At 43.7% G+C, this 17,887-nt stretch carries 15 protein-coding genes; 12 read left to right on the top strand and 3 right to left on the bottom strand.

The features are described 5' to 3' along the window. The first annotated feature begins 29 nt into the window (after positions 1-29). From lspA to EKG39_RS02900, 9 genes are all read left to right on the top strand, one after another. Positions 30-560, top strand: a complete 531-nt coding sequence (lspA, locus tag EKG39_RS02940; protein ID WP_126504039.1) for a signal peptidase II — start codon at positions 30-32, stop codon at positions 558-560. A gap of 5 nt (positions 561-565) precedes the next feature. Beyond that, positions 566-988: an FKBP-type peptidyl-prolyl cis-trans isomerase gene (gene fkpB / locus EKG39_RS02935; RefSeq protein WP_126504037.1), complete on the top strand. Its 423-nt coding sequence runs from the start codon at positions 566-568 to the stop codon at positions 986-988. Between the two features lie 3 nt (positions 989-991). Further along, positions 992-1,939 (top strand): 4-hydroxy-3-methylbut-2-enyl diphosphate reductase, encoded by a 948-nt coding sequence (gene ispH / locus EKG39_RS02930; RefSeq protein ID WP_126504035.1) that lies wholly within the window; start codon positions 992-994, stop codon positions 1,937-1,939. A 240-nt stretch (positions 1,940-2,179) separates the two neighbouring features. Next, positions 2,180-2,701 (top strand): type IV pilus modification protein PilV, encoded by a 522-nt coding sequence (gene pilV / locus EKG39_RS02925; protein WP_126504705.1) that lies wholly within the window; start codon positions 2,180-2,182, stop codon positions 2,699-2,701. A gap of 21 nt (positions 2,702-2,722) precedes the next feature. Beyond that, on the top strand, positions 2,723-3,691 hold the full coding sequence (locus EKG39_RS02920; protein ID WP_246028398.1) for a PilW family protein: 969 nt from the start codon (positions 2,723-2,725) through the stop codon (positions 3,689-3,691). A gap of 12 nt (positions 3,692-3,703) precedes the next feature. Beyond that, on the top strand, positions 3,704-4,138 hold the full coding sequence (locus tag EKG39_RS02915) for a pilus assembly PilX family protein (protein WP_126504031.1): 435 nt from the start codon (positions 3,704-3,706) through the stop codon (positions 4,136-4,138). Positions 4,139-4,142: 4 nt separating this feature from the next. Then, positions 4,143-7,718: a PilC/PilY family type IV pilus protein gene (locus EKG39_RS02910; protein WP_126504029.1), complete on the top strand. Its 3,576-nt coding sequence runs from the start codon at positions 4,143-4,145 to the stop codon at positions 7,716-7,718. Beyond that, positions 7,718-8,110 carry a type IV pilin protein gene (locus EKG39_RS02905; RefSeq protein ID WP_126504027.1) on the top strand — a complete coding sequence of 131 codons (393 nt, stop codon included), beginning with the start codon at positions 7,718-7,720 and terminating at the stop codon, positions 8,108-8,110. Before EKG39_RS02910 ends, EKG39_RS02905 begins: the two co-directional genes overlap by 1 nt. Then, complete coding sequence (locus tag EKG39_RS02900) at positions 8,107-8,409, top strand: TapY2 family type IVa secretion system protein (protein ID WP_126504025.1); 303 nt, start codon at positions 8,107-8,109, stop codon at positions 8,407-8,409. Before EKG39_RS02905 ends, EKG39_RS02900 begins: the two co-directional genes overlap by 4 nt. An 89-nt stretch (positions 8,410-8,498) precedes the next feature. Here the strand turns inward: EKG39_RS02900 and EKG39_RS02895 are convergent, their stop codons facing one another. Together EKG39_RS02895 and EKG39_RS02890 are read right to left on the bottom strand one after the other, a co-directional pair. Next, on the bottom strand, positions 8,499-8,984 hold the full coding sequence (locus EKG39_RS02895) for a GspH/FimT family pseudopilin (RefSeq protein ID WP_126504023.1): 486 nt from the start codon (positions 8,982-8,984) through the stop codon (positions 8,499-8,501). A gap of 135 nt (positions 8,985-9,119) precedes the next feature. Continuing rightward, the gene (locus EKG39_RS02890; protein ID WP_126504021.1) at positions 9,120-9,629 is read right to left on the bottom strand and encodes a GspH/FimT family pseudopilin; all 510 of its coding nucleotides are present in this window, start codon (positions 9,627-9,629) and stop codon (positions 9,120-9,122) included. Positions 9,630-9,879: 250 nt separating this feature from the next. Here EKG39_RS02890 and EKG39_RS02885 point away from each other — a divergent pair, with 250 nt between their 5' ends. Next, entirely contained in the window at positions 9,880-10,218 is a 339-nt protein-coding gene (locus EKG39_RS02885; protein ID WP_126504019.1) for a P-II family nitrogen regulator, read from the top strand. A gap of 78 nt (positions 10,219-10,296) precedes the next feature. On the opposite strand, the gene EKG39_RS02880 is transcribed toward EKG39_RS02885, so the two are convergent. Then, positions 10,297-11,316, bottom strand: coding sequence for a LacI family DNA-binding transcriptional regulator (locus EKG39_RS02880; RefSeq protein WP_126504017.1), 1,020 nt, complete (start codon positions 11,314-11,316; stop codon positions 10,297-10,299). 436 nt (positions 11,317-11,752) lie between these two features. Between EKG39_RS02880 and EKG39_RS02875 the strand changes: the two genes are divergently transcribed. Together EKG39_RS02875 and EKG39_RS02870 are read left to right on the top strand one after the other, a co-directional pair. After that, on the top strand, positions 11,753-14,431 hold the full coding sequence (locus EKG39_RS02875) for a TonB-dependent receptor (RefSeq protein WP_126504015.1): 2,679 nt from the start codon (positions 11,753-11,755) through the stop codon (positions 14,429-14,431). Positions 14,432-15,214: 783 nt separating this feature from the next. Then, positions 15,215-17,866: a family 20 glycosylhydrolase gene (locus tag EKG39_RS02870; protein WP_126504013.1), complete on the top strand. Its 2,652-nt coding sequence runs from the start codon at positions 15,215-15,217 to the stop codon at positions 17,864-17,866. Positions 17,867-17,887 lie beyond the last annotated feature (21 nt).

Below are 17,887 nucleotides of genomic sequence, written 5' to 3'. Positions count from 1 at the left end.
CCAAAGTATGCATAGAAGGAAACATTTTAATGCCAACTAACTGGAAAGACAGTGGTTTGCGTTGGTATTGGGTAGTTGTATTGGTGTTTATCGCCGACCAGATATCGAAGCAATGGGTCTTAACCAACTTTGAACTGCATGAATCGGTGAACTTATTACCTTTCTTTAACTTTACCTATGTACGCAATTATGGCGCCGCATTTAGCTTTTTAAGTGATGCCGGAGGGTGGCAAAAATGGTTATTTACCTTTATTGCTGTCGCATTTAGCACCATATTAACTATATGGCTCAGAAAGCAACCGACTAAGATGTGGAGGCTAAATTTAGCCTATACCTTAGTGATTGGCGGGGCTTTAGGAAATCTGATTGACCGTTTGCAACACGGCTATGTTGTAGACTTCTTAGATTTTTTCTGGAATACCAGTCATTTTGCTGCTTTCAATATTGCCGACTCGGCTATCTGTATCGGTGCGGGTCTGATCATTCTTGACTCATTTATCGGTGACGATAAAGAGAAGAGTCAGAAAGAGCAAAATGATAATAACGCGGCGAAGGAGTAATACACTTGTCTGATCTACGTTCAATTTTATGTCATATGAATATAGTGCTAGAAGATGGCTCTACTGCCGATAGCACCAAGGCTTCCGGCAAACCCGCCAGATTGAATATCGGTGACGATACTCTGAGTCCGGCTTTTGAGTCTCAAATAGCAAACTTGGTCGAAGGGGATAAGCACTCTTTTACCCTCGGCGCTGTTGATGCCTTTGGTGAGTCTAATCCTGATGCGATTCATCATATGGACAGAAGTAAATTTCCGGCTGATATGTCACTCGAGCCTGGTGTTATCGTCAGTTTTGGCGGCCCTGGTGGAAGTGAGATCCCCGGTATCGTTCGTGAACTGGCTGGAGATTCGGTTACGGTCGATCTGAACCATCCTTTAGCGGGTCGGACAGTCACATTCGAACTTGAAGTCGTACAGGTACTTTAGAGTATGCAAGAAGCTAAGAGTCTGCAGATAAAACTGGCAAACCCCAGAGGTTTTTGCGCCGGTGTCGATAGAGCTATCAGCATTGTTGAACGTGCATTAGAACTGTTTTCACCGCCGATTTATGTGCGTCATGAAGTCGTACATAACCGCTATGTGGTACAGAACCTTAAAGACCGAGGTGCTGTCTTTGTCGAAGAGCTTGATCAGGTTCCCGACGATAGTATTGTGATATTTAGTGCTCATGGTGTATCGCAAGCCGTGAGAGCCGAAGCAAAGCGCCGTGGTTTAAAGGTATTTGATGCCACTTGTCCATTGGTGACTAAAGTTCATCTGCAGGTGACCCGTGCCAGTCGTAAAGGTGTCGAGTGTATTCTGATTGGCCATGCGGGCCATCCTGAGGTTGAGGGCACCATGGGGCAGTATAATAACCCCAATGGTGGTGTGCTGCTGGTTGAGTCTCCGGCCGATGTAGAGTCCTTAGTCGTCAAAGATGAGGATAACTTATGCTTTGTTACTCAAACGACCCTTTCGATGGACGATACCAAGGATGTTATCGAGGCACTTCAGAAGCGCTTCCCGGCGATTCAAGGCCCTCGAAAGGATGACATCTGCTACGCTACCCAAAACAGGCAAGATGCCGTGCGCAACGTTGCAGATGATGTCGACCTGTTTCTTGTGGTTGGTTCGAAGAACAGTTCCAATTCAAATCGTCTTCGTGAGCTAGCCCAGAAGAAAGGTACTCAAGCTTATCTGGTCGACAATTCAGAAGATATAGATGCTGTTTGGTTTGACGGCGTGACAAGAGTTGCAGTGACCGCCGGAGCGTCAGCTCCCGAAGTGCTTGTTCAACAAGTCATAGACGCAGTCGCCAAGCTTGCGCCCAGCGTTATTACCGAGGTTGAAGGACGTAAAGAGGATACCGTTTTTGCAGTCCCGGCCGAACTCAGGTAACTTGATTAACTAGTTAGTTATATTCATAAAAAGGAGGCTTAGGCCTCCTTTTTTGTTGCCTGAATTTCATACTGGATCTAACAGAGTCGATTTTTAGACACTAATATTACTAGCGCCTAACATTCGACTAAACTATCATTAACCATTACTATGGTTGTTTAGCCTAACTTTCAGATTTTTAAAGGGTAAATTACCATTTTTACCGTCAATAATGTGGCGAAGGAAGGGGATTTGACACAGATGAATGACAGAGCTAAGGGCTTCTCCTTAATCGAGGTGATGGTTGCACTTGTGATCTTAGTTATTGGGTTGGTTGGTATATTCAATCTTCATATTGTCGCTAAACGCGGTAGCTTCGAGTCCTTTCAGCAGACTCAAGCCTCCTATTATGCCAGCGATATTATCAGCCGAATGAAACTCAATCGAGACCAACTTCCAGATTATGCAGGGAACTATACTGGTGTCCCTACAATTCCCTCAAAAGCATGTACAGGAGCTGCTATATGTAGCACAAGCGAAACAGTAGCATGGGATCTCTATGAATGGAGAGCGTCCTTTGTGGGTCAAGCTGAGAAGGTAGGAACGACAAACGTTGGTGGGCTGGACACTCCGACAGGCTGCGTAACTATCAATGGCAACAATGTCACAGTGGTTATGGCCTGGAAAGGGATTCGCCCAGTGTCGGATGCAGGTGAAACAGGCAGTTGTGGAACTTCAAGTGATAGGCGTCGACTCTTTACATTGCAAACAGTGATCATTTAAATGAAGAAATTAGCAGGTAGTATGACAAAGTTTCAAAGAGGGATGTCACTCGTAGAGTTGATGGTGGCGCTGGTGATTAGCCTATTTTTGTCTGCGGGTGTTTTTACCATGTTTAATATGTCTTCATCTAATGTGACGACAACAGGACAATTTAATCAGATTCAGGAAAATGGCCGTATTGCACTGGCTATTATGGAGCGAGATATTAGTCAGTTGGGGTTTATGGGAGATCTTACTGGTACTGATTTCATCGTGGGTGTGAATACGACAGTTGATGCAACAATTCCTCCCACAGGTACAGACTGCATTGGAGCAGGCTTAAATAATGCCAGCTTACCGAATAATCAAGCTGCCCACTTTAGGCGTCTATGGGGGTATGAAAACGGTGTAAGTGCTCAGAGTTTGGCGTGTTTATCCGATAGTGTAAAAAATAAAACTGATGTACTGCAGATTAAGCGTTTTGTTGGTCCGAGTGTTGTGGCAGGTGATGCATCTGGATACTACGTATCAGCGACTTCCAGTCAGGCTATTTTTTTCAGTAATGGGGCGCCATCAGCTAATTTAACAAACTCTCGGATCTGGGAGTATCAGCACCACGTTTACTTTATTGGTGACAATGCCGAAAGTATTCCTATTCTTCGCCGTAAAACCCTTACAAGTACGGGCATGAGTAATGATGAACAATTGGTTGAGGGCATCGAAAACATGAGAATTCTCTATGGTTTTGATAATGACGGTGATAGCACTCCTGATAGCTATATGCCTGCAGAGAGTGTGACCTCTTTGATGTGGGACAATGAAGGTTTTCAGCGACTGGTAGCACTGAAAATGTATTTGTTGGTACGTTCGCCTCAACAGGATAATAACTATACCAATGAAACTCAATATCAGCTTGGCGATAAGGTTATCGATGCGCCTAACGATCATTTTAGGCGTAAGGTGATGTCGACGACAATTGTTTTAGAAAATCCGGTATTGATAAGAAGCTAATTGAGGTTTTAGATGAGAAAACAGAAAGGTATTGCACTATTTTTTTCTTTGATCGTGCTTGTCATCATGACCGTGATTGGTGTCGCTTTAGCCGTAAACTCCAATCAATCGATGAGAATGGCTGGCGCAGGTTCAGAAAGGCTCGAAGCAAAGGCTGTTGCCGATGGCGGACTCACTCAGGTGATAGCCGATAATGCTGGCGCTTCTTTCGCCAGCCTTGCTACCAGAACTACTGTGACAACTTTTGGCAGCAATCAAGTGATCACTCCGTTACCTGAGACTGGCGTAAGAGATGTTGGTTGTCAGAGAACATCAAATGCCACTGGGGCCGATCTGGTTAGTTGTAGACGAGTACAAATAACGAGTACGGTGGCATTTGGTCGAGATGATTTAGGTTCGCTTACCGTTGCCTCGGGTGTAGAGCAGCAAGTGCTGACAGGGAATTAACGATATGTTTTATAAAAACTGTTTATATGGTGTGTTCACCGTTTTAGTGATTTTGTCGGCAGGCACTTTTGCCGACGATACTGAACTCTATCTGATTGACTCTTCAGTCAATACCGGTAAACGTCCACAGGTTTTATTTGTTTTTGATAACTCCGGTAGTATGTCGACAGAGGATCAAAATGCAGTGAGTTCGTACTGTTCTGCAGCTGAGAAAGCCAGCGGGGCATGTAATTACGCCGATGGTTTTGGTGACTATTTAGATGGGTACTCCGGATATATCAATAATAAAGGAATCTATTGGAATGCCGGCGGAATCGATAATACCGCCAGTATGCCTGTACCGGAGGACCCCAACGAAAGTCGTCGTTTTGAGGTGTCGAATAACAACTGTAATAGTGCAGTTACAGCATTAAATGAGCGCGGCCGATATACAGGTTATATTAGAGAGTTTAAGTCAAGCGGTAAGAGCGGGGAGTGGTTCTCTTTAGCTGAAAATAACGGTCTGAATAAGGCTGCTTTGGTTGACTGCCATGAAGATATTATTAAGCCTGATCCTGCAAACCCGGGGAGTATCATTAAGGGGAAAAATGAAACCTATTTTGACAATGGTTACCCAATAAATGACAAAAATATGTATACCTCCGGAGCCACGGACGCCGATCGTTCGTTTAGTGAGACCAATACAGATTTTGGTAAAGGCTCACCCGTTACCCTATATACACCGCACTATTTAGTTTGGTATCAGTGGGTAACTAAAACTGAAGAGGGGCAAAGTAGCGGTGGCACGGGCACGCGCCTGGAAGTAGCAAAGGATGCATTGAAGACAGCTTTGACCGGTTTATCTATTCCTATTGATGCGGGGCTGGCGGTATTTAACCTCAATTACCCCCAAGAATATGAGATTGATGGAGGAAGGATCGTTTCTGACATTAAGGAGATGACACCGGCCAATGAGAGCACTCTTATTTCATTAATCAATGGTATGCCGGCTCAAACCAATACACCATTATGTGAAACTTTATATGAAGCACATCAGTACTTTAGTGGTGGATCGGTGACCTTTGGTAATAAAGATAGAAACGGTCAGGGACGGTATGAAATAGATGGTTATGTGCCAAATAACCCACCAAGTATTATCAGTTCGGGGAGTTATACCACACCTTTTAAAAAGTGCCCCGATACCGCCTATATCATCTATATTACCGACGGTGCCCCAACGTTAGACAGGGCTGCTGATGGTGCTATCGCCGGGTTAACTGCTGCCGCTGCTAATGCCGCCAACTATGCGCCTTTTACCTTTACGAACACAAGAGGTGACGATGAGACAAGCTATATGCCTGCGTTAGCAGCATATATGTACAATAATGATTTAGTTAAAGGTGTAAAAGATTCAAGTGGCGTCGATAATCAGCAAAATGTAAGGTTATTCACAATCGGCTTTTCCGAAGGTGCGGATGCGGCTGCGGCTCTGCTCGAGGAAGCTGCATTTCGAGGGGGTAACCCCAGAGTGAGTGGTGTATCGAAAGGCTATTACGTTGCTAAGAACGGCCTTGATCTAGTCACTGCGATGGATGATGCTCTGAAGTCTATTTTGTCTATTGACTCATCTTTTACATCACCCAGCATCGCCAGTAACAACTTCGATAAAACCCAAACCTACAATTCAGCCTATTTTGCAATGTTCCTGCCCGGACAAGGTCCTCGCTGGAGTGGAAACCTTAAAAAGCTAAAGGTCAATGGTTCGGGGGATATTGTCGGCCCTGGCGGTACGGCTAATGCGATCGATTCTAACGGTAATATTGCTTCGACCACGTGTACTTTTTGGAATACCTGTTCGGGAGCAAACAATGATGGCAATAAAGTCACTGCCGGCGGTGTCTTACCCGCATTGAGAACGGCACTTAAAAATAGAAGAATACTCACCAATAGCGGAAGTAGCCTAGTCGATATTGATAACGTATCGACCTCGACTATGTATTCACTACTTGGTAGCCCTATTGCAGACTCTCAGACGACCGCGGTTCGAGAGCATCTTGACTGGCTCTATGGTGTGGATGTCGATGATGATGATAATAATGGCAGCTTTTCCGGTGCCAGAGAAGATGTGATGGGAGACCCACTGCACTCTAAACCTTTGGCAATCAACTTTGGCCCCTCAACTTCAAGCTTAGATGTTCGGATCCTTGTTGGTACCAACCAAGGGTTAGTGCATATGTTTAAAGACTCTGACAAAGGAAGTTCAGACTACTCCGTTGGGGTTGTTACAGAGTCTTGGGCATTTGCTCCAGCTGAACTGCTCAACAATATTCCGGATTTAAGAGAAAATCTGCCAACTGGTGAGCATAGCGTCTATGGTATGGACCTATCACCTGTCGCGTACACTGAAACGGATTCTAGTGGCAAAGTCAATAAGGCGTGGGTTTATTTGGGAATGCGTCGAGGTGGGGTTTCCTACTATTCGTTAAACATTACCAATCCTGATAGCCCAGCATTTAAGTGGAAGATTGACTCAAACAGCAGTGGATTAGAGGATCTAGGACAAACTTGGTCAGAGCCTGTGGTTACCTCTATATCTGGAGTAGAGGGGCCTGTGCTCATATTTGGTGGAGGCATGGCATCATCTGATGGAACTGGAGAGGCTGTGTATATTGTCAATGCCGATACTGGTGAGTTTATCCATAAGTTTTCAGCTGCAGGTATGTATAGTGTTCCGAACAAGGTCGCGGTATTAGACAGTAATAATGACGGTATCACTGACAGAGTATATGCAACAGACATAGGTGGTAATGTTTGGCGTATGGATCTACCTTCAGCTGATAAAACTGGTTGGTCAACTTTTAAATTTGCAGCTATCGGTTCGGGAACAGCACCAGATAACAGGATGTTTTTTGCAGAACCCACGGTAGCGCAGACTCAAATAAGCAATATTCATAGTGAGGGGGGAGTGTTGTCCTACCAAAACCTTCCCTATGATGCGGTTACTGTTGGTACGGGGAATCGTACTCACCCGTTAGGTACGGTTACCAACGATATGTTTTATGTATTTCAAGATAGAGATGTCGTGACCAAGACATTTACAGGTGAAGATACCCCAGAAGCTTTGACACTTGCAGATCTATATAATGTCACCACATCGGCTCCATCATCCGAAAGTGACAATATTGCCTTCGGTACCAAGAAGGGCTGGTATTTTAATTTTACAGGTTCGGGTGAAAAGAGTCTTTCTGCGTCTTTGATTTTCGACGGGAAAGTTTATTTTACCTCTTTCTTGCCTCCAGTTAATACTGAGGTTGATCTGGATGCCGGAATTTGTGGCTTCTCTGGTCAAGGTAGACTTTATGTGTTTGATTTGCACAAGGGAACAAGGACATCCAGTGAACTTTACTATGAAATTGGTGAGCGGGTTCCGGATACCCCACAGATTGTCATCCCAGAACCTAAAGAGGGTGAAGAATCTATCGCTTACATTATCGGTGTCGGTAAGGGGGAATGTGAAAATGGTGAATGTAAAGGAACCGTAGAGTTAGGCAGTGGGCTAACGACTAACCGAATTTACTATCATTTAAATGAGAATCAGTAATGGGAAATATAAAAGGATTTACCTTAATTGAAGTTATGCTCACGGTAGCTATTGTCGCTATATTAGCGGCTATAGCCTACCCCTCTTATATAGATTATGTCACTAAAAGTGGTCGTTCAGAAGGGGTCGCCGCCGTGCTACGTGTTGCAAACCTGCAAGAACAGTACTATATGGACAATAGAGCCTATGCGACGGATATGACAAAACTGGGGTTAGGCGCAACAGCTTATAAAACTGAACACGGATACTATGAAGTGACATCTAGTGGTACGAGTTCTTTTACGATCACTGCCAAGGCGATAGGAACACAAGCTAGCCGCGACTCTATTTGCAAAACAATTACCTTAACCGATACTGGAGTTAAGGGGCCCAATAAGGAGTGCTGGAAATGATGAGAAATACTCTATATGTCGGTATTTTATTCGCTGTGGCACTTTTTATTGTTCCCGCAGAAGCAGCTTATCAAGAATATAAGTGCCATGTGTCCAGCACAAAGAAAGGGGAACAAATAGTGTTCTACCGCTGGAAAGAGAAAGATGTGCAACTAAAAGTGGCTGGTCTGCCGGGTAAACAGTTAACAGATCATCAAGGGAAAAAATATTTCATAAGAAATGTGTTTGAGTGTGTTTCATTGGGAGAAGATTTTTCTAGTGAGAAAGCTAAGCGCCTTGATGAGAGAACATTAAGGTAGTGTAGTCTCTGACACTGACAGTTGTTCTAAATTAACATTTACTTTTTAAACCTGCTAAGTTCATAGCACAAATTAATTTACTCACGAGCTTAGCAGCTTTTTCCATCTTCACCGTATGATATTAATCCGCTATTACTAACTGTTACACTTTTTGAGTTGTTGCTTTTTCCTCCCGGACAGTAAATTAAATCTGCACTGCTTGACAGACCATCGGGTGAAAAAGTAAAAGCAGAACTTGGCCCTTTCAGCTTATCATTGGGATTAAAGTTATCAATCACACGCAGTTCTTTTTCACTGCTATCGGCTCTCGTTATATATACTCTTATTCCATTTCCCCAGTCGGTACCGCATGATGTCGCTGAGGCGAATGCACAAACGTTTACCGTTGTACCGTAGCTAATAGCTTGGTTTCTTGCGAATAGAAAAATATTGTTGATTTTTTCGATATTGTTATTCACTCGTACACTTTCATATACTGAAACCAAAGATGGCACACCTATACCAAGTAAAATAGCCGCTACAGCTATTGTCACCATTACTTCTATGAGTGTGAAACCTTTTGATAATCGTAGCATGAGATCTTCCCTTCAATTATCTGTTAAGTATATGTGAGAACTAAGTAGTTTACAGCATCAAATAACAATTATTTACAGCCAAAATATTGGCTGTAAAGGAAATTTTGACAAAGGCTAGAGGATTTTAAGTTTAGTTTAATCACATCGGATATTACTATCTTTAGAAAAGCGTACTCTGCCGGCTTGGTTGATGATAACCGCTTTTGAATGCTTGCTAGATACAGAGTTTGGGCAGTAGCGCAAAGTGCCATTGGTTCCGGAAGCTAACCCATCGGGTTGAAATCTAACTGCTGTGCGATTGTAGGTGACAAAGTCGCTTTGATGAAAGTTGTCTGTTGTCAGTAAAATTTTATCTGAGCCATCTATAGTGTTGGAATCTCCTCTATCGATAAATATCGTGATCCCTAATGTCCAGTCTTGTGTACAATCTCCTTCCAGCAGTGGGCAAGCTGTAACCCGAGAGCCATAACTAATCGCGCTGTTTCTGGCTAGTTGCAATGTGCTTTGTATTGTTCGTATGGCACTGTCTGCACGATAGGCATGATATAAAGATGCGAGCGATGGCATTGCTATGCTGATAAGTACCATAGCAACTACTAAGGTAGTCATTAGCTCTATTAATGTAAATCCGGTACAGGTTTTCATGATTTCCTCCCTGGAAATTCAGGTGTTTGCATCCGGCAATCACCATTGAGTCACTATAGAGAATAGCTGCTCAGTATCTGAGTATAGCCGCTGATAAGAGGCATGTAAGAAGTGATTTAGATTGTTCTGAACTAAGAAAAATGCTTCTTTATTGTAAATAATATAATCGACTACAGTGTCCATGCCAGTCATGTTAAGCTTAAGGCTTGAGAGATAAACCCCATTGAAGCAAGTATAAAAGGAGTGTTTGATGAAGAAGGTCGAAGCCATTATTAAGCCATTTAAGTTAGATGATGTGCGAGAGGCGCTTGCTGAAATAGGGATCACCGGAATGACGGTCTCTGAAGTTAAAGGTTTTGGGCGACAGAAAGGTCACACGGAGCTTTACCGCGGTGCCGAGTATATGGTGGATTTCTTACCTAAGGTAAAAATTGAACTGGTCATTCAAGATGAATTATTAGAGCAGGCTCTGGAAGTCATTGTAGATACAGCTCGAACAGGAAAAATTGGTGATGGTAAGATCTTTGTTACCGAAGTCGAGCGTGTAATACGTATTCGTACCGGTGAAGAAAACGAAGAGGCGGTTTAGTCTACTCTTTTATGTTTTAGAAATAACAATGCCGCAGAGCTCTCTCTGCGGCATTATTATTTCTACAGCTTGTATGGGTTATTTGGAAGCGGGACTGGACGAGGAGTCTCTGATCACCGGCTCCGGGATAAAAATTTTGGCGTGTTCTGAAGTTTGTGCTCGCCTTTTAGCGATCAATAGTTCGGTAGCCATCTGAGCAATCTTCTGGTTTGGCTGATGAACCGTCGTCAGCTTAGGCCATGTCTGTCTCGAGAATGGACTATCCTCGAAACCAACAATAGAGATATCGTTAGGAATATCCAGTCCTTCGAGTCTGGCGGCAAATAACGCTCCGGCTGCTATTTCATCGTTACAGGCGACTATGGCTGTAGGCTTGTCATCCCTTCTCAACAGCTCTTTCGCTCCATTAACACCAGATTCGAATGAATACTCCCCTTCAATAATATTGTCTTTATTGATGACAATATTATTGTTATTCATTGCCTGGGTAAAACCGGATAAACGCTCTTTGGTCGATTCATGGTGCTGATCGCCACTCAAGAAGGCGATATTTTTATGGCCGAGTTCAATCAGGTGTTGTGTGATAGAAACTGCTCCATGTTTATCGTTAACCAGCACTGCCAGGCCGGTCTCATCATCTATTTTAGCGCCGGCTATGATACGTACATAATTTGCATCTATCTTATCTAATGCTTCCAATATTTTGGGATCTTCAGATAACGGTGGAGTTAGCACTAAGCCAGCAAGCCTTGCATGCTTAACCATCTTTGTTAACTCTTCACAGATGTTATCGGCCTTAGCATTACATGGATGAATTAGCAGCTCATAGCCAAGATCTTTGCAGGAAGATAGGATTCCATTCTGCATATCAATGACATAATAAGCATTCGGATTGTCGTAAATAAAGCCGATCACATAGGATTTTGTACCCGCTAAATTTCTTGCTGCTAGATTGGGTTGGTAATTTAGTGCTTCGATGGCTTCATTGACCTTGTCAATGGTTGCCTGCTTTACAGATGGTTCATTATTAGTGACTCGGGAAACCGTCTTTATCGAGACGCCAGCATACTTTGCTACATCGTTTATTGTGACTTTCATTCAGCTAAACACTCTTTATATCAGTGTATTACGCATATTAACCTGAGATGCTTCAAGGCTAACCATTGAACGCAAATCTAAGCTTTACGAAAAACTAATTCTCAACTTGTTACTGGCTATAGTGCGAACTTTTCCCCTAATTAGCAAACAAGAAATTTAAATCGTATATCACTTATATAAATATTTCTTTTTTCGTATCTATGCATGACGGGGCTGAAACCCTTTGTAACCCTCAGTTCTTAAGCTCGGGCTTGCTCATCACAATTGTGAAATAAATATTGTGCTAGGCGGGTATTTCTTCTTTTTGGTTATTTTGTTGTAGCGCACAGGTTAATTTTTGTGTAATGTTTGTACCGAACATGACAGCGTTGTCATTCCGTTAGGGAATGGTTATGGAAATTAAAAAAATAAAATAAAGTTATGGAAGGGAAATGAGATGCGACCATCTAATTTTAAGAAAACTGTACTAGCTACAAATATCGCCCTACTGCTTGGTACTGCAATGTCTATGTCTGCTGTTGCTGCCGAAGCAGAATCGGCAGGTTCTACAGCAGACGAGAATATCGAGAAGATCGAAGTGCGTGGTATCCGCGCTTCACGTAAAGCCGATATCAATAATAAACGGTTTGCTAACGCTGTTGTTGATACCATTACCGCTGAAGATATCGGTAAATTCCCGGATAAGAACGTTGCTGAATCACTATCTCGTATAACCGGTGTTGGTGTGAGTCGTGAGTTTGGTGAAGGCGAGAAGATCACAATTCGTGGTTCTGGCCCAACGAAGAACCGTACCTTACTTAACGGTCAAAATGTAGCTACTGCTGACTGGTTTATCTTAGATAACCCTTCCCGTGGTTTTAACTTTACTCTGCTGCCCTCTTCATTAGTTAAAACTCTAGAAGTTTATAAGTCCTCTACTGCGGATATGGATGAAGGTTCTATTGGTGGTACGGTTGTTATGCGTACCCGTAAGCCGTTAGAGCTAGATGCAAACTCGGTCAACCTAAACTTGCAAGGACAATACTCAGATACATCTGGAGAAACAGATCCCCAGATCGATGCACTGTATTCATGGAAAAATGAGTCGGAAACTTTCGGTATTTTAGTTTCTGCTACTAAGCAAGATAGAACTGTTCAGCGTGAGGGGCTTGAGATTCTGGGATGGACCCCGGAAGATGAAAACGGTATGAGGGCGCCTAAGGACATCGGTAACCCGATATTTAAGCAGGATAGAGAGCGTCAAACACTGTTTGCCAGCCTTCAGTATGCGCCAACAGATTCATTAGATTTTACATTAAATGTTCTTGATTCGCAGATGGATGCGAACAACCTCAACAGTAACTTGCTTATTCGACCACAAAACAACCTGGATTCACTTACAGGTACAGCTGCAAGTGGCTCAAATATATACAAAGGCACGGTAGCCAGTGGTGGCTCTTATGAGTGGGATTTCATCAACAGGGAGTCAAGCACCGAAACATCTTCTATTGATTTAGAGATTAACTATGCTGCAGATGCATTTAGCGTACATGCACAGCTAGGTAAAACAGAGGCTGAAGGTGGTACTTACAACGAAACATCCTGGAGTTTTGTTCCTAACGTAGACCCTGCCGACTCTGGATACTCTTTTGACCTTTCCGGTAAGCCATCGGTAAACATAGGCGTAGATCCAACAGATGGCTCTCAGTGGAGTCAAAATTGGACCTGGGGTGGTAACAAGCCTACTACCGATGAAGAGACATTTGGCCAGATTGATTTTGAAATCCCAGTAGAGTTTGGTGCGTTTAGCTCCATCGAGACGGGTTTAAAGTATCGAGATCATGACCGAACGCAGGGGCGTCAGGCATATAGCTGGCACTGGCAAAAAGCTGATGGTTCAACACCTTATATGTGGGATATTTTCGAGCAGTGTCCTACTTTGGATACTTGTGGCCAAACCAATGGTACCCAGTCTGTTGCGGGTAATGTTGTCAGTGGCAATGTTGTTGATCAGTTAGAGGGAGATCGTGACACATTTATGAACCTTGGGTTCGGTGAGGGAGCCGAATATGCGGTACATAATAACTTAGCTGAGATCTGGGAACTCAATGAGAAAATACTCGGTGGATATATCAAGGGTAATTTCGATGGTGAAGGATTCCGCGGTAACTTAGGTGTTCGAATTGTTCAAACGAAGCAGACCGCTTCCAGCTATAATTTCAGTGGTGATTCCTGGGGATTAGAAACTGTCGGTAGTGGTGAGTGGGAGACATATTTAACTCCTGCTTATAAAGAATGGGTAACCGAGAAGAGGGAATATACTGAAATCCTGCCAAGCTTTAACATTGCATTCGATGTTACCGATGAGCAAATTGTACGATTTGCAGCGGCTCGCGTAATGGCTCGTCCTAACTACTCTGATTTAGCACCAATAGTATCAATTGGTGATCTAAATGGTGAGTTCCCTGTCGGTACGGCTGGTAACCCAAACTTAGATCCGGAGATTGCGGACCAGTTTGATATTTCTTGGGAGTGGTACTTCGGAGATGCATCAATAATATCAGCAACATACTTCTTTAAAGATATTAAGAGCTACCGTACTACCGGAACCTATGTAGATCAGTTTTATCATGAGCAAGAAGATGAGATGGTTGATGTGACTATCAGCCGTCCGGAGAATGGTCTTGGTGGAACAACCGACGGTATTGAACTTGGGTATCAACAGACATTTGGTGATTTCGGTATTGCTGCAAACTATACCTATACCAATGCTGAGAGTGATCAAGACCGTGTCGAAGGTCAGTTAGGCTCAGGCTTAGTAGAAGGCGTATCTGAGCATATGGCAAATACTCAGGTGTTCTATGAGAATGACACATTCGGTGCACGTTTCATGTATAACTACAGAACCGATTGGTACAAGGGCGTAAGCTGGACTGGTGCCGAACTGTATAATGATGATTATGGCCAACTCGACTTTAGCTCAACTTACAACATAACCGAAAACTTCAAGCTAACATTTGAGGCGGTTAACTTAACCGATGAGCAAGTAGTGGAATATGATCAGACGGAGAGCAGACTAATGTCTGTATACCAAAATGGTCGCCGTTATGTTCTTGGTTTAAATATGAGTTTTTAAACTGTCTGTTATAGCTTGATTTTTCCTTCTAAAAACCAGTCTCCTGACTGGTTTTTTTATGGATGCTAAAAGTTAAACCCCTCATTAAAGTTGGGGGTTAACTTATATTAATTGAGACTCATAAGTAGGTAAGAAAAAAGTTCAAAATGAATGTAAGGTAAATGTAGATATTCTGTGTTATTTTGTGTACATTAATAAATGACAGCGTTGTCATCTGCTTGTGTGATAACTTGTCTGTAAGGTCTGCATGAGAAGGAAGAGGTCTCCTGATTCATGTTTTTGGCAGATGAATACTGGCTTTAAGCTCTATACATCTGTGTTTGTAAATTTAGTCTCTCCCCAGAAACTAGTATTGGCCAGGTGTTACACTCAGATTGAGAATATACACCTGGCTTTTTTTCTTTGGGGCTATGAATGTGTGGGGCAGTGGTTTATTGAACTGCTGTTCCTGATCGCGATAATTTTTCTGTTCTCCCTTTTTATCGACGGTTACACTTCTCAAAGACTCTGTTCAGGAGTAATCCATAACGCAGGCAACTGACAACATTATATGAATCCTATTTCGCCAATGGGGCTCAGCTTGAGGTGGAATATATATTTTGCTCTCAGGTGAATGTTAACAAAGTAGATGATTAAGCCACGATCTCAGGTACGGCCTCTCATGATAGTAAGCGATTTGCTTAGTTGACCGAGGGCTTGATATTGCAAGGGGAAGGGTTGCGGACTTAAGTTAGCTCGTTCTGTTAGTGAGAATGAGGGAATATTGACATTAAGAGGAAGATGATGAAGTTTAAACTTATCGCTGCAGCAATAACTTTAGTTCTGAGCACTGGCGCGTGTAGCCAGAAGGTAACCAGTCCCACAGAAGCCAAGATACTGATAGACCAGAGTATTACTCAGTCAGCGCTCAATCGACTCGGTGACACCTTAGATATTAAGTATCGCTTAATCACTAACTATCCCGATGGCTGCCCAACTTTCGGCGTAGATGGACGCTGCTTCAGCGCTCAAATCGATCTCACTTCCTCTGTCGATATCGCGAGTAAAGACTGGGCGATATACTTTAGCCAGATGAGACCCGTTAAGTCGGTGAATAGTGATGAGTTTACCATTACCAGAGTTAAGGGCGATCTTCACAAAATTGAGCCGACAGCTTCTTTCAAAGGACTTAAGAAAGGGATTACTAAGACCATAGATTTTCGTGGTGAGCTTTGGCAGTTATCAGAAACGGATGCGATGCCAAATTACTACCTTGTATCGGGTGAGCTAAAGCCGGTAGTGATAAAAAGCACTCAAGTCACCAAGGATGCTGAGACCGGGATGGAACTCAGGCCATATAATGTCGCGTTTACCGATGCAGACACACAATATAAGCGAAGCGATACAGATAAGCTGAAGTGGGCGACACCTGAGGTTCTGTTTCTGGATAATCAAGGTGTAGACACACAGCCTGAATCGGCTGTGAACACAATTATACCTACTCCGTTAAGCGTTGAAGTAACATCGAGCGATAGACCTGTTTCTCTCGCTCAAGGCATAAAGTTAAACCTAAACTCAATCGATGCCGGCGCAATTACAGCGGCACTGGAGCGACTCGAGCGTATCGGTGTGGGCCAGAGTGAAAACGGTTTAGTAGTCAACTTTAAAAAAGTAACCGACGGGCAGGCAAGCGGAAGTTACCGCTTAAATATCGCAGAAAACAATATCACAATATCAGCAGGCGATGATGCCGGTTTCTCCTATGCGTTGGCTTCTTTGACCAGCCTGATAGACACAAACAAGCTATCTGTTAATACCATGAGTATTCAAGATCAGCCCAGATATGGATTTCGTGGTATGCATATTGATGTGTCCAGGAACTTCCATAGTAAGCAGTTGATCTTAGATATGTTAGATCAGATGGCGGCATACAAGCTAAATAAGCTACACCTGCATATGGCTGACGATGAAGGTTGGCGGTTAGAGATAGATGGCCTGCCTGAGTTGACCGATATAGGTAGTAAACGTTGCCATGATCTGACCGAGACAAGCTGTCTCTTGCCTCAACTCGGCAGTGGTCCTTTTGCAGACACCGCAGTCAACGGTTACTACTCTAAGTCGGACTACATCGAGATATTAAAGTATGCCGCTGCGAGACAGATCCAGGTCATTCCATCTATGGATATGCCGGGACATTCACGGGCGGCCATTAAGTCGATGGAGGCTCGCTACAACAAGTTTATGGCGTTGGGTAATGAGCAAGCCGCGAAGGAGTATCTGTTAGCCGACTTCGATGACAAGACGGTTTATTCATCGATTCAATATTATGACGACAATACCCTGAATGTGTGTATGGAATCGACCTTCCACTTTGTGACTAAGGTTATCGACGAGATCGCCAAGTTGCACCTGCAAGCGGGTCTGCCGCTCTCAATTTATCATATCGGCGCCGATGAAACGGCCGGTGCCTGGCTCGAATCTCCTGTCTGTGAAAGATTCCTTGCAGACAATGAGCAGGGCGTAAAATCCAGTGATGAGTTTGGTGCTTACTTTGTCGAGCGAGTCTCAAATATCCTCAGTAAGAAAGGCATAGAGCCTGCCGGCTGGAGTGATGGTATGAGTCATACCCGCCATGAAAATATGCCAGAGCAGTCACAGAGTAACGTTTGGGATGTGATCTCTCATGGCGGTTATAAGCGTGCGCATCAGCAGGTGAACTTGGGGTGGGATGCCATTTTAGGTATGCCGGAAATGCTCTATTTCGATTTTCCATACGAAGCAGACCCTAAAGAGCATGGTTATTATTGGGCAAGCAGAAATACCAACGAGCGAAAGTTGTATGGCTTCATGCCGGATAACCTGCCTGCAAATGCCGAACAATGGACCGATATTCAGGGGCAGGCTTTCGAAGCGGATGATACTGAGCAATTAGATGAAAATGGTAAACGCGTCAGTGGTCCAATTAACAAAGGGATGGGTTTCTCTGGTATACAGGGTCAGATCTGGTCTGAGACCTTAAGAAGTGATGCCGTCGTCGAATATATGACCTTCCCAAGGTTATTAATCTTAGCCGAGAAGGCATGGCATAAGGCCGATTGGGAAGTGCCATACCAGCATGAAGGCGCGCTTTATAATCAAGACTCCGGTTTCTTCAGCCAAGAGATGCGTGCCCGCCAATTGGCTCAATGGTCAGTTATCGCGAATACACTCGGACATAAAGAGTTATCAAAGCTCGATATGGCAGGTATCGAATACCGCATTCCTACAGTAGGCGCTCATATCCATGAGGGGAAGCTTTTCACTAACCTGATTTATCCTGGACTCGTTATTGAATATCGGGTTGCTGGTGGACAGTGGCAAGCATATCAGTCTCCTGTAGCCGTTGAGGGGCATGTTGAAGTGAGGGCGGTTGGCGCTGACGGCAAACGAAGGGGGCGCTCCTTAGTTGTCAGGTAACATTAGTTGTCAGGTAACACC

Origin of the sequence: Shewanella atlantica, assembly GCF_003966265.1 — a bacterium.
Lineage (GTDB): Bacteria > Pseudomonadota > Gammaproteobacteria > Enterobacterales > Shewanellaceae > Shewanella > Shewanella atlantica.
The sequence above is the reverse complement of the archived record's forward strand: the minus strand, read 5'-3'. Positions and strand labels throughout refer to the sequence as shown.

What these genes read in the sequence shown, in the direction of transcription:
- lspA (WP_126504039.1), top strand. Translation starts at nt 30, where the DNA reads ATGCCAACTAACTGGAAAGACAGTGGTTTGCGTTGGTATTGGGTAGTT.
- ispH (WP_126504035.1), top strand. Translation starts at nt 992, where the DNA reads ATGCAAGAAGCTAAGAGTCTGCAGATAAAACTGGCAAACCCCAGAGGT.
- pilV (WP_126504705.1), top strand. Translation starts at nt 2,180, where the DNA reads ATGAATGACAGAGCTAAGGGCTTCTCCTTAATCGAGGTGATGGTTGCA.
- EKG39_RS02920 (WP_246028398.1), top strand. Translation starts at nt 2,723, where the DNA reads ATGACAAAGTTTCAAAGAGGGATGTCACTCGTAGAGTTGATGGTGGCG.
- EKG39_RS02915 (WP_126504031.1), top strand. Translation starts at nt 3,704, where the DNA reads ATGAGAAAACAGAAAGGTATTGCACTATTTTTTTCTTTGATCGTGCTT.
- EKG39_RS02910 (WP_126504029.1), top strand. Translation starts at nt 4,143, where the DNA reads ATGTTTTATAAAAACTGTTTATATGGTGTGTTCACCGTTTTAGTGATT.
- EKG39_RS02905 (WP_126504027.1), top strand. Translation starts at nt 7,718, where the DNA reads ATGGGAAATATAAAAGGATTTACCTTAATTGAAGTTATGCTCACGGTA.
- EKG39_RS02900 (WP_126504025.1), top strand. Translation starts at nt 8,107, where the DNA reads ATGATGAGAAATACTCTATATGTCGGTATTTTATTCGCTGTGGCACTT.
- EKG39_RS02895 (WP_126504023.1), bottom strand. Translation starts at nt 8,984, where the DNA reads ATGCTACGATTATCAAAAGGTTTCACACTCATAGAAGTAATGGTGACA.
- EKG39_RS02890 (WP_126504021.1), bottom strand. Translation starts at nt 9,629, where the DNA reads ATGAAAACCTGTACCGGATTTACATTAATAGAGCTAATGACTACCTTA.
- EKG39_RS02885 (WP_126504019.1), top strand. Translation starts at nt 9,880, where the DNA reads ATGAAGAAGGTCGAAGCCATTATTAAGCCATTTAAGTTAGATGATGTG.
- EKG39_RS02880 (WP_126504017.1), bottom strand. Translation starts at nt 11,316, where the DNA reads ATGAAAGTCACAATAAACGATGTAGCAAAGTATGCTGGCGTCTCGATA.
- EKG39_RS02875 (WP_126504015.1), top strand. Translation starts at nt 11,753, where the DNA reads ATGCGACCATCTAATTTTAAGAAAACTGTACTAGCTACAAATATCGCC.
- EKG39_RS02870 (WP_126504013.1), top strand. Translation starts at nt 15,215, where the DNA reads ATGAAGTTTAAACTTATCGCTGCAGCAATAACTTTAGTTCTGAGCACT.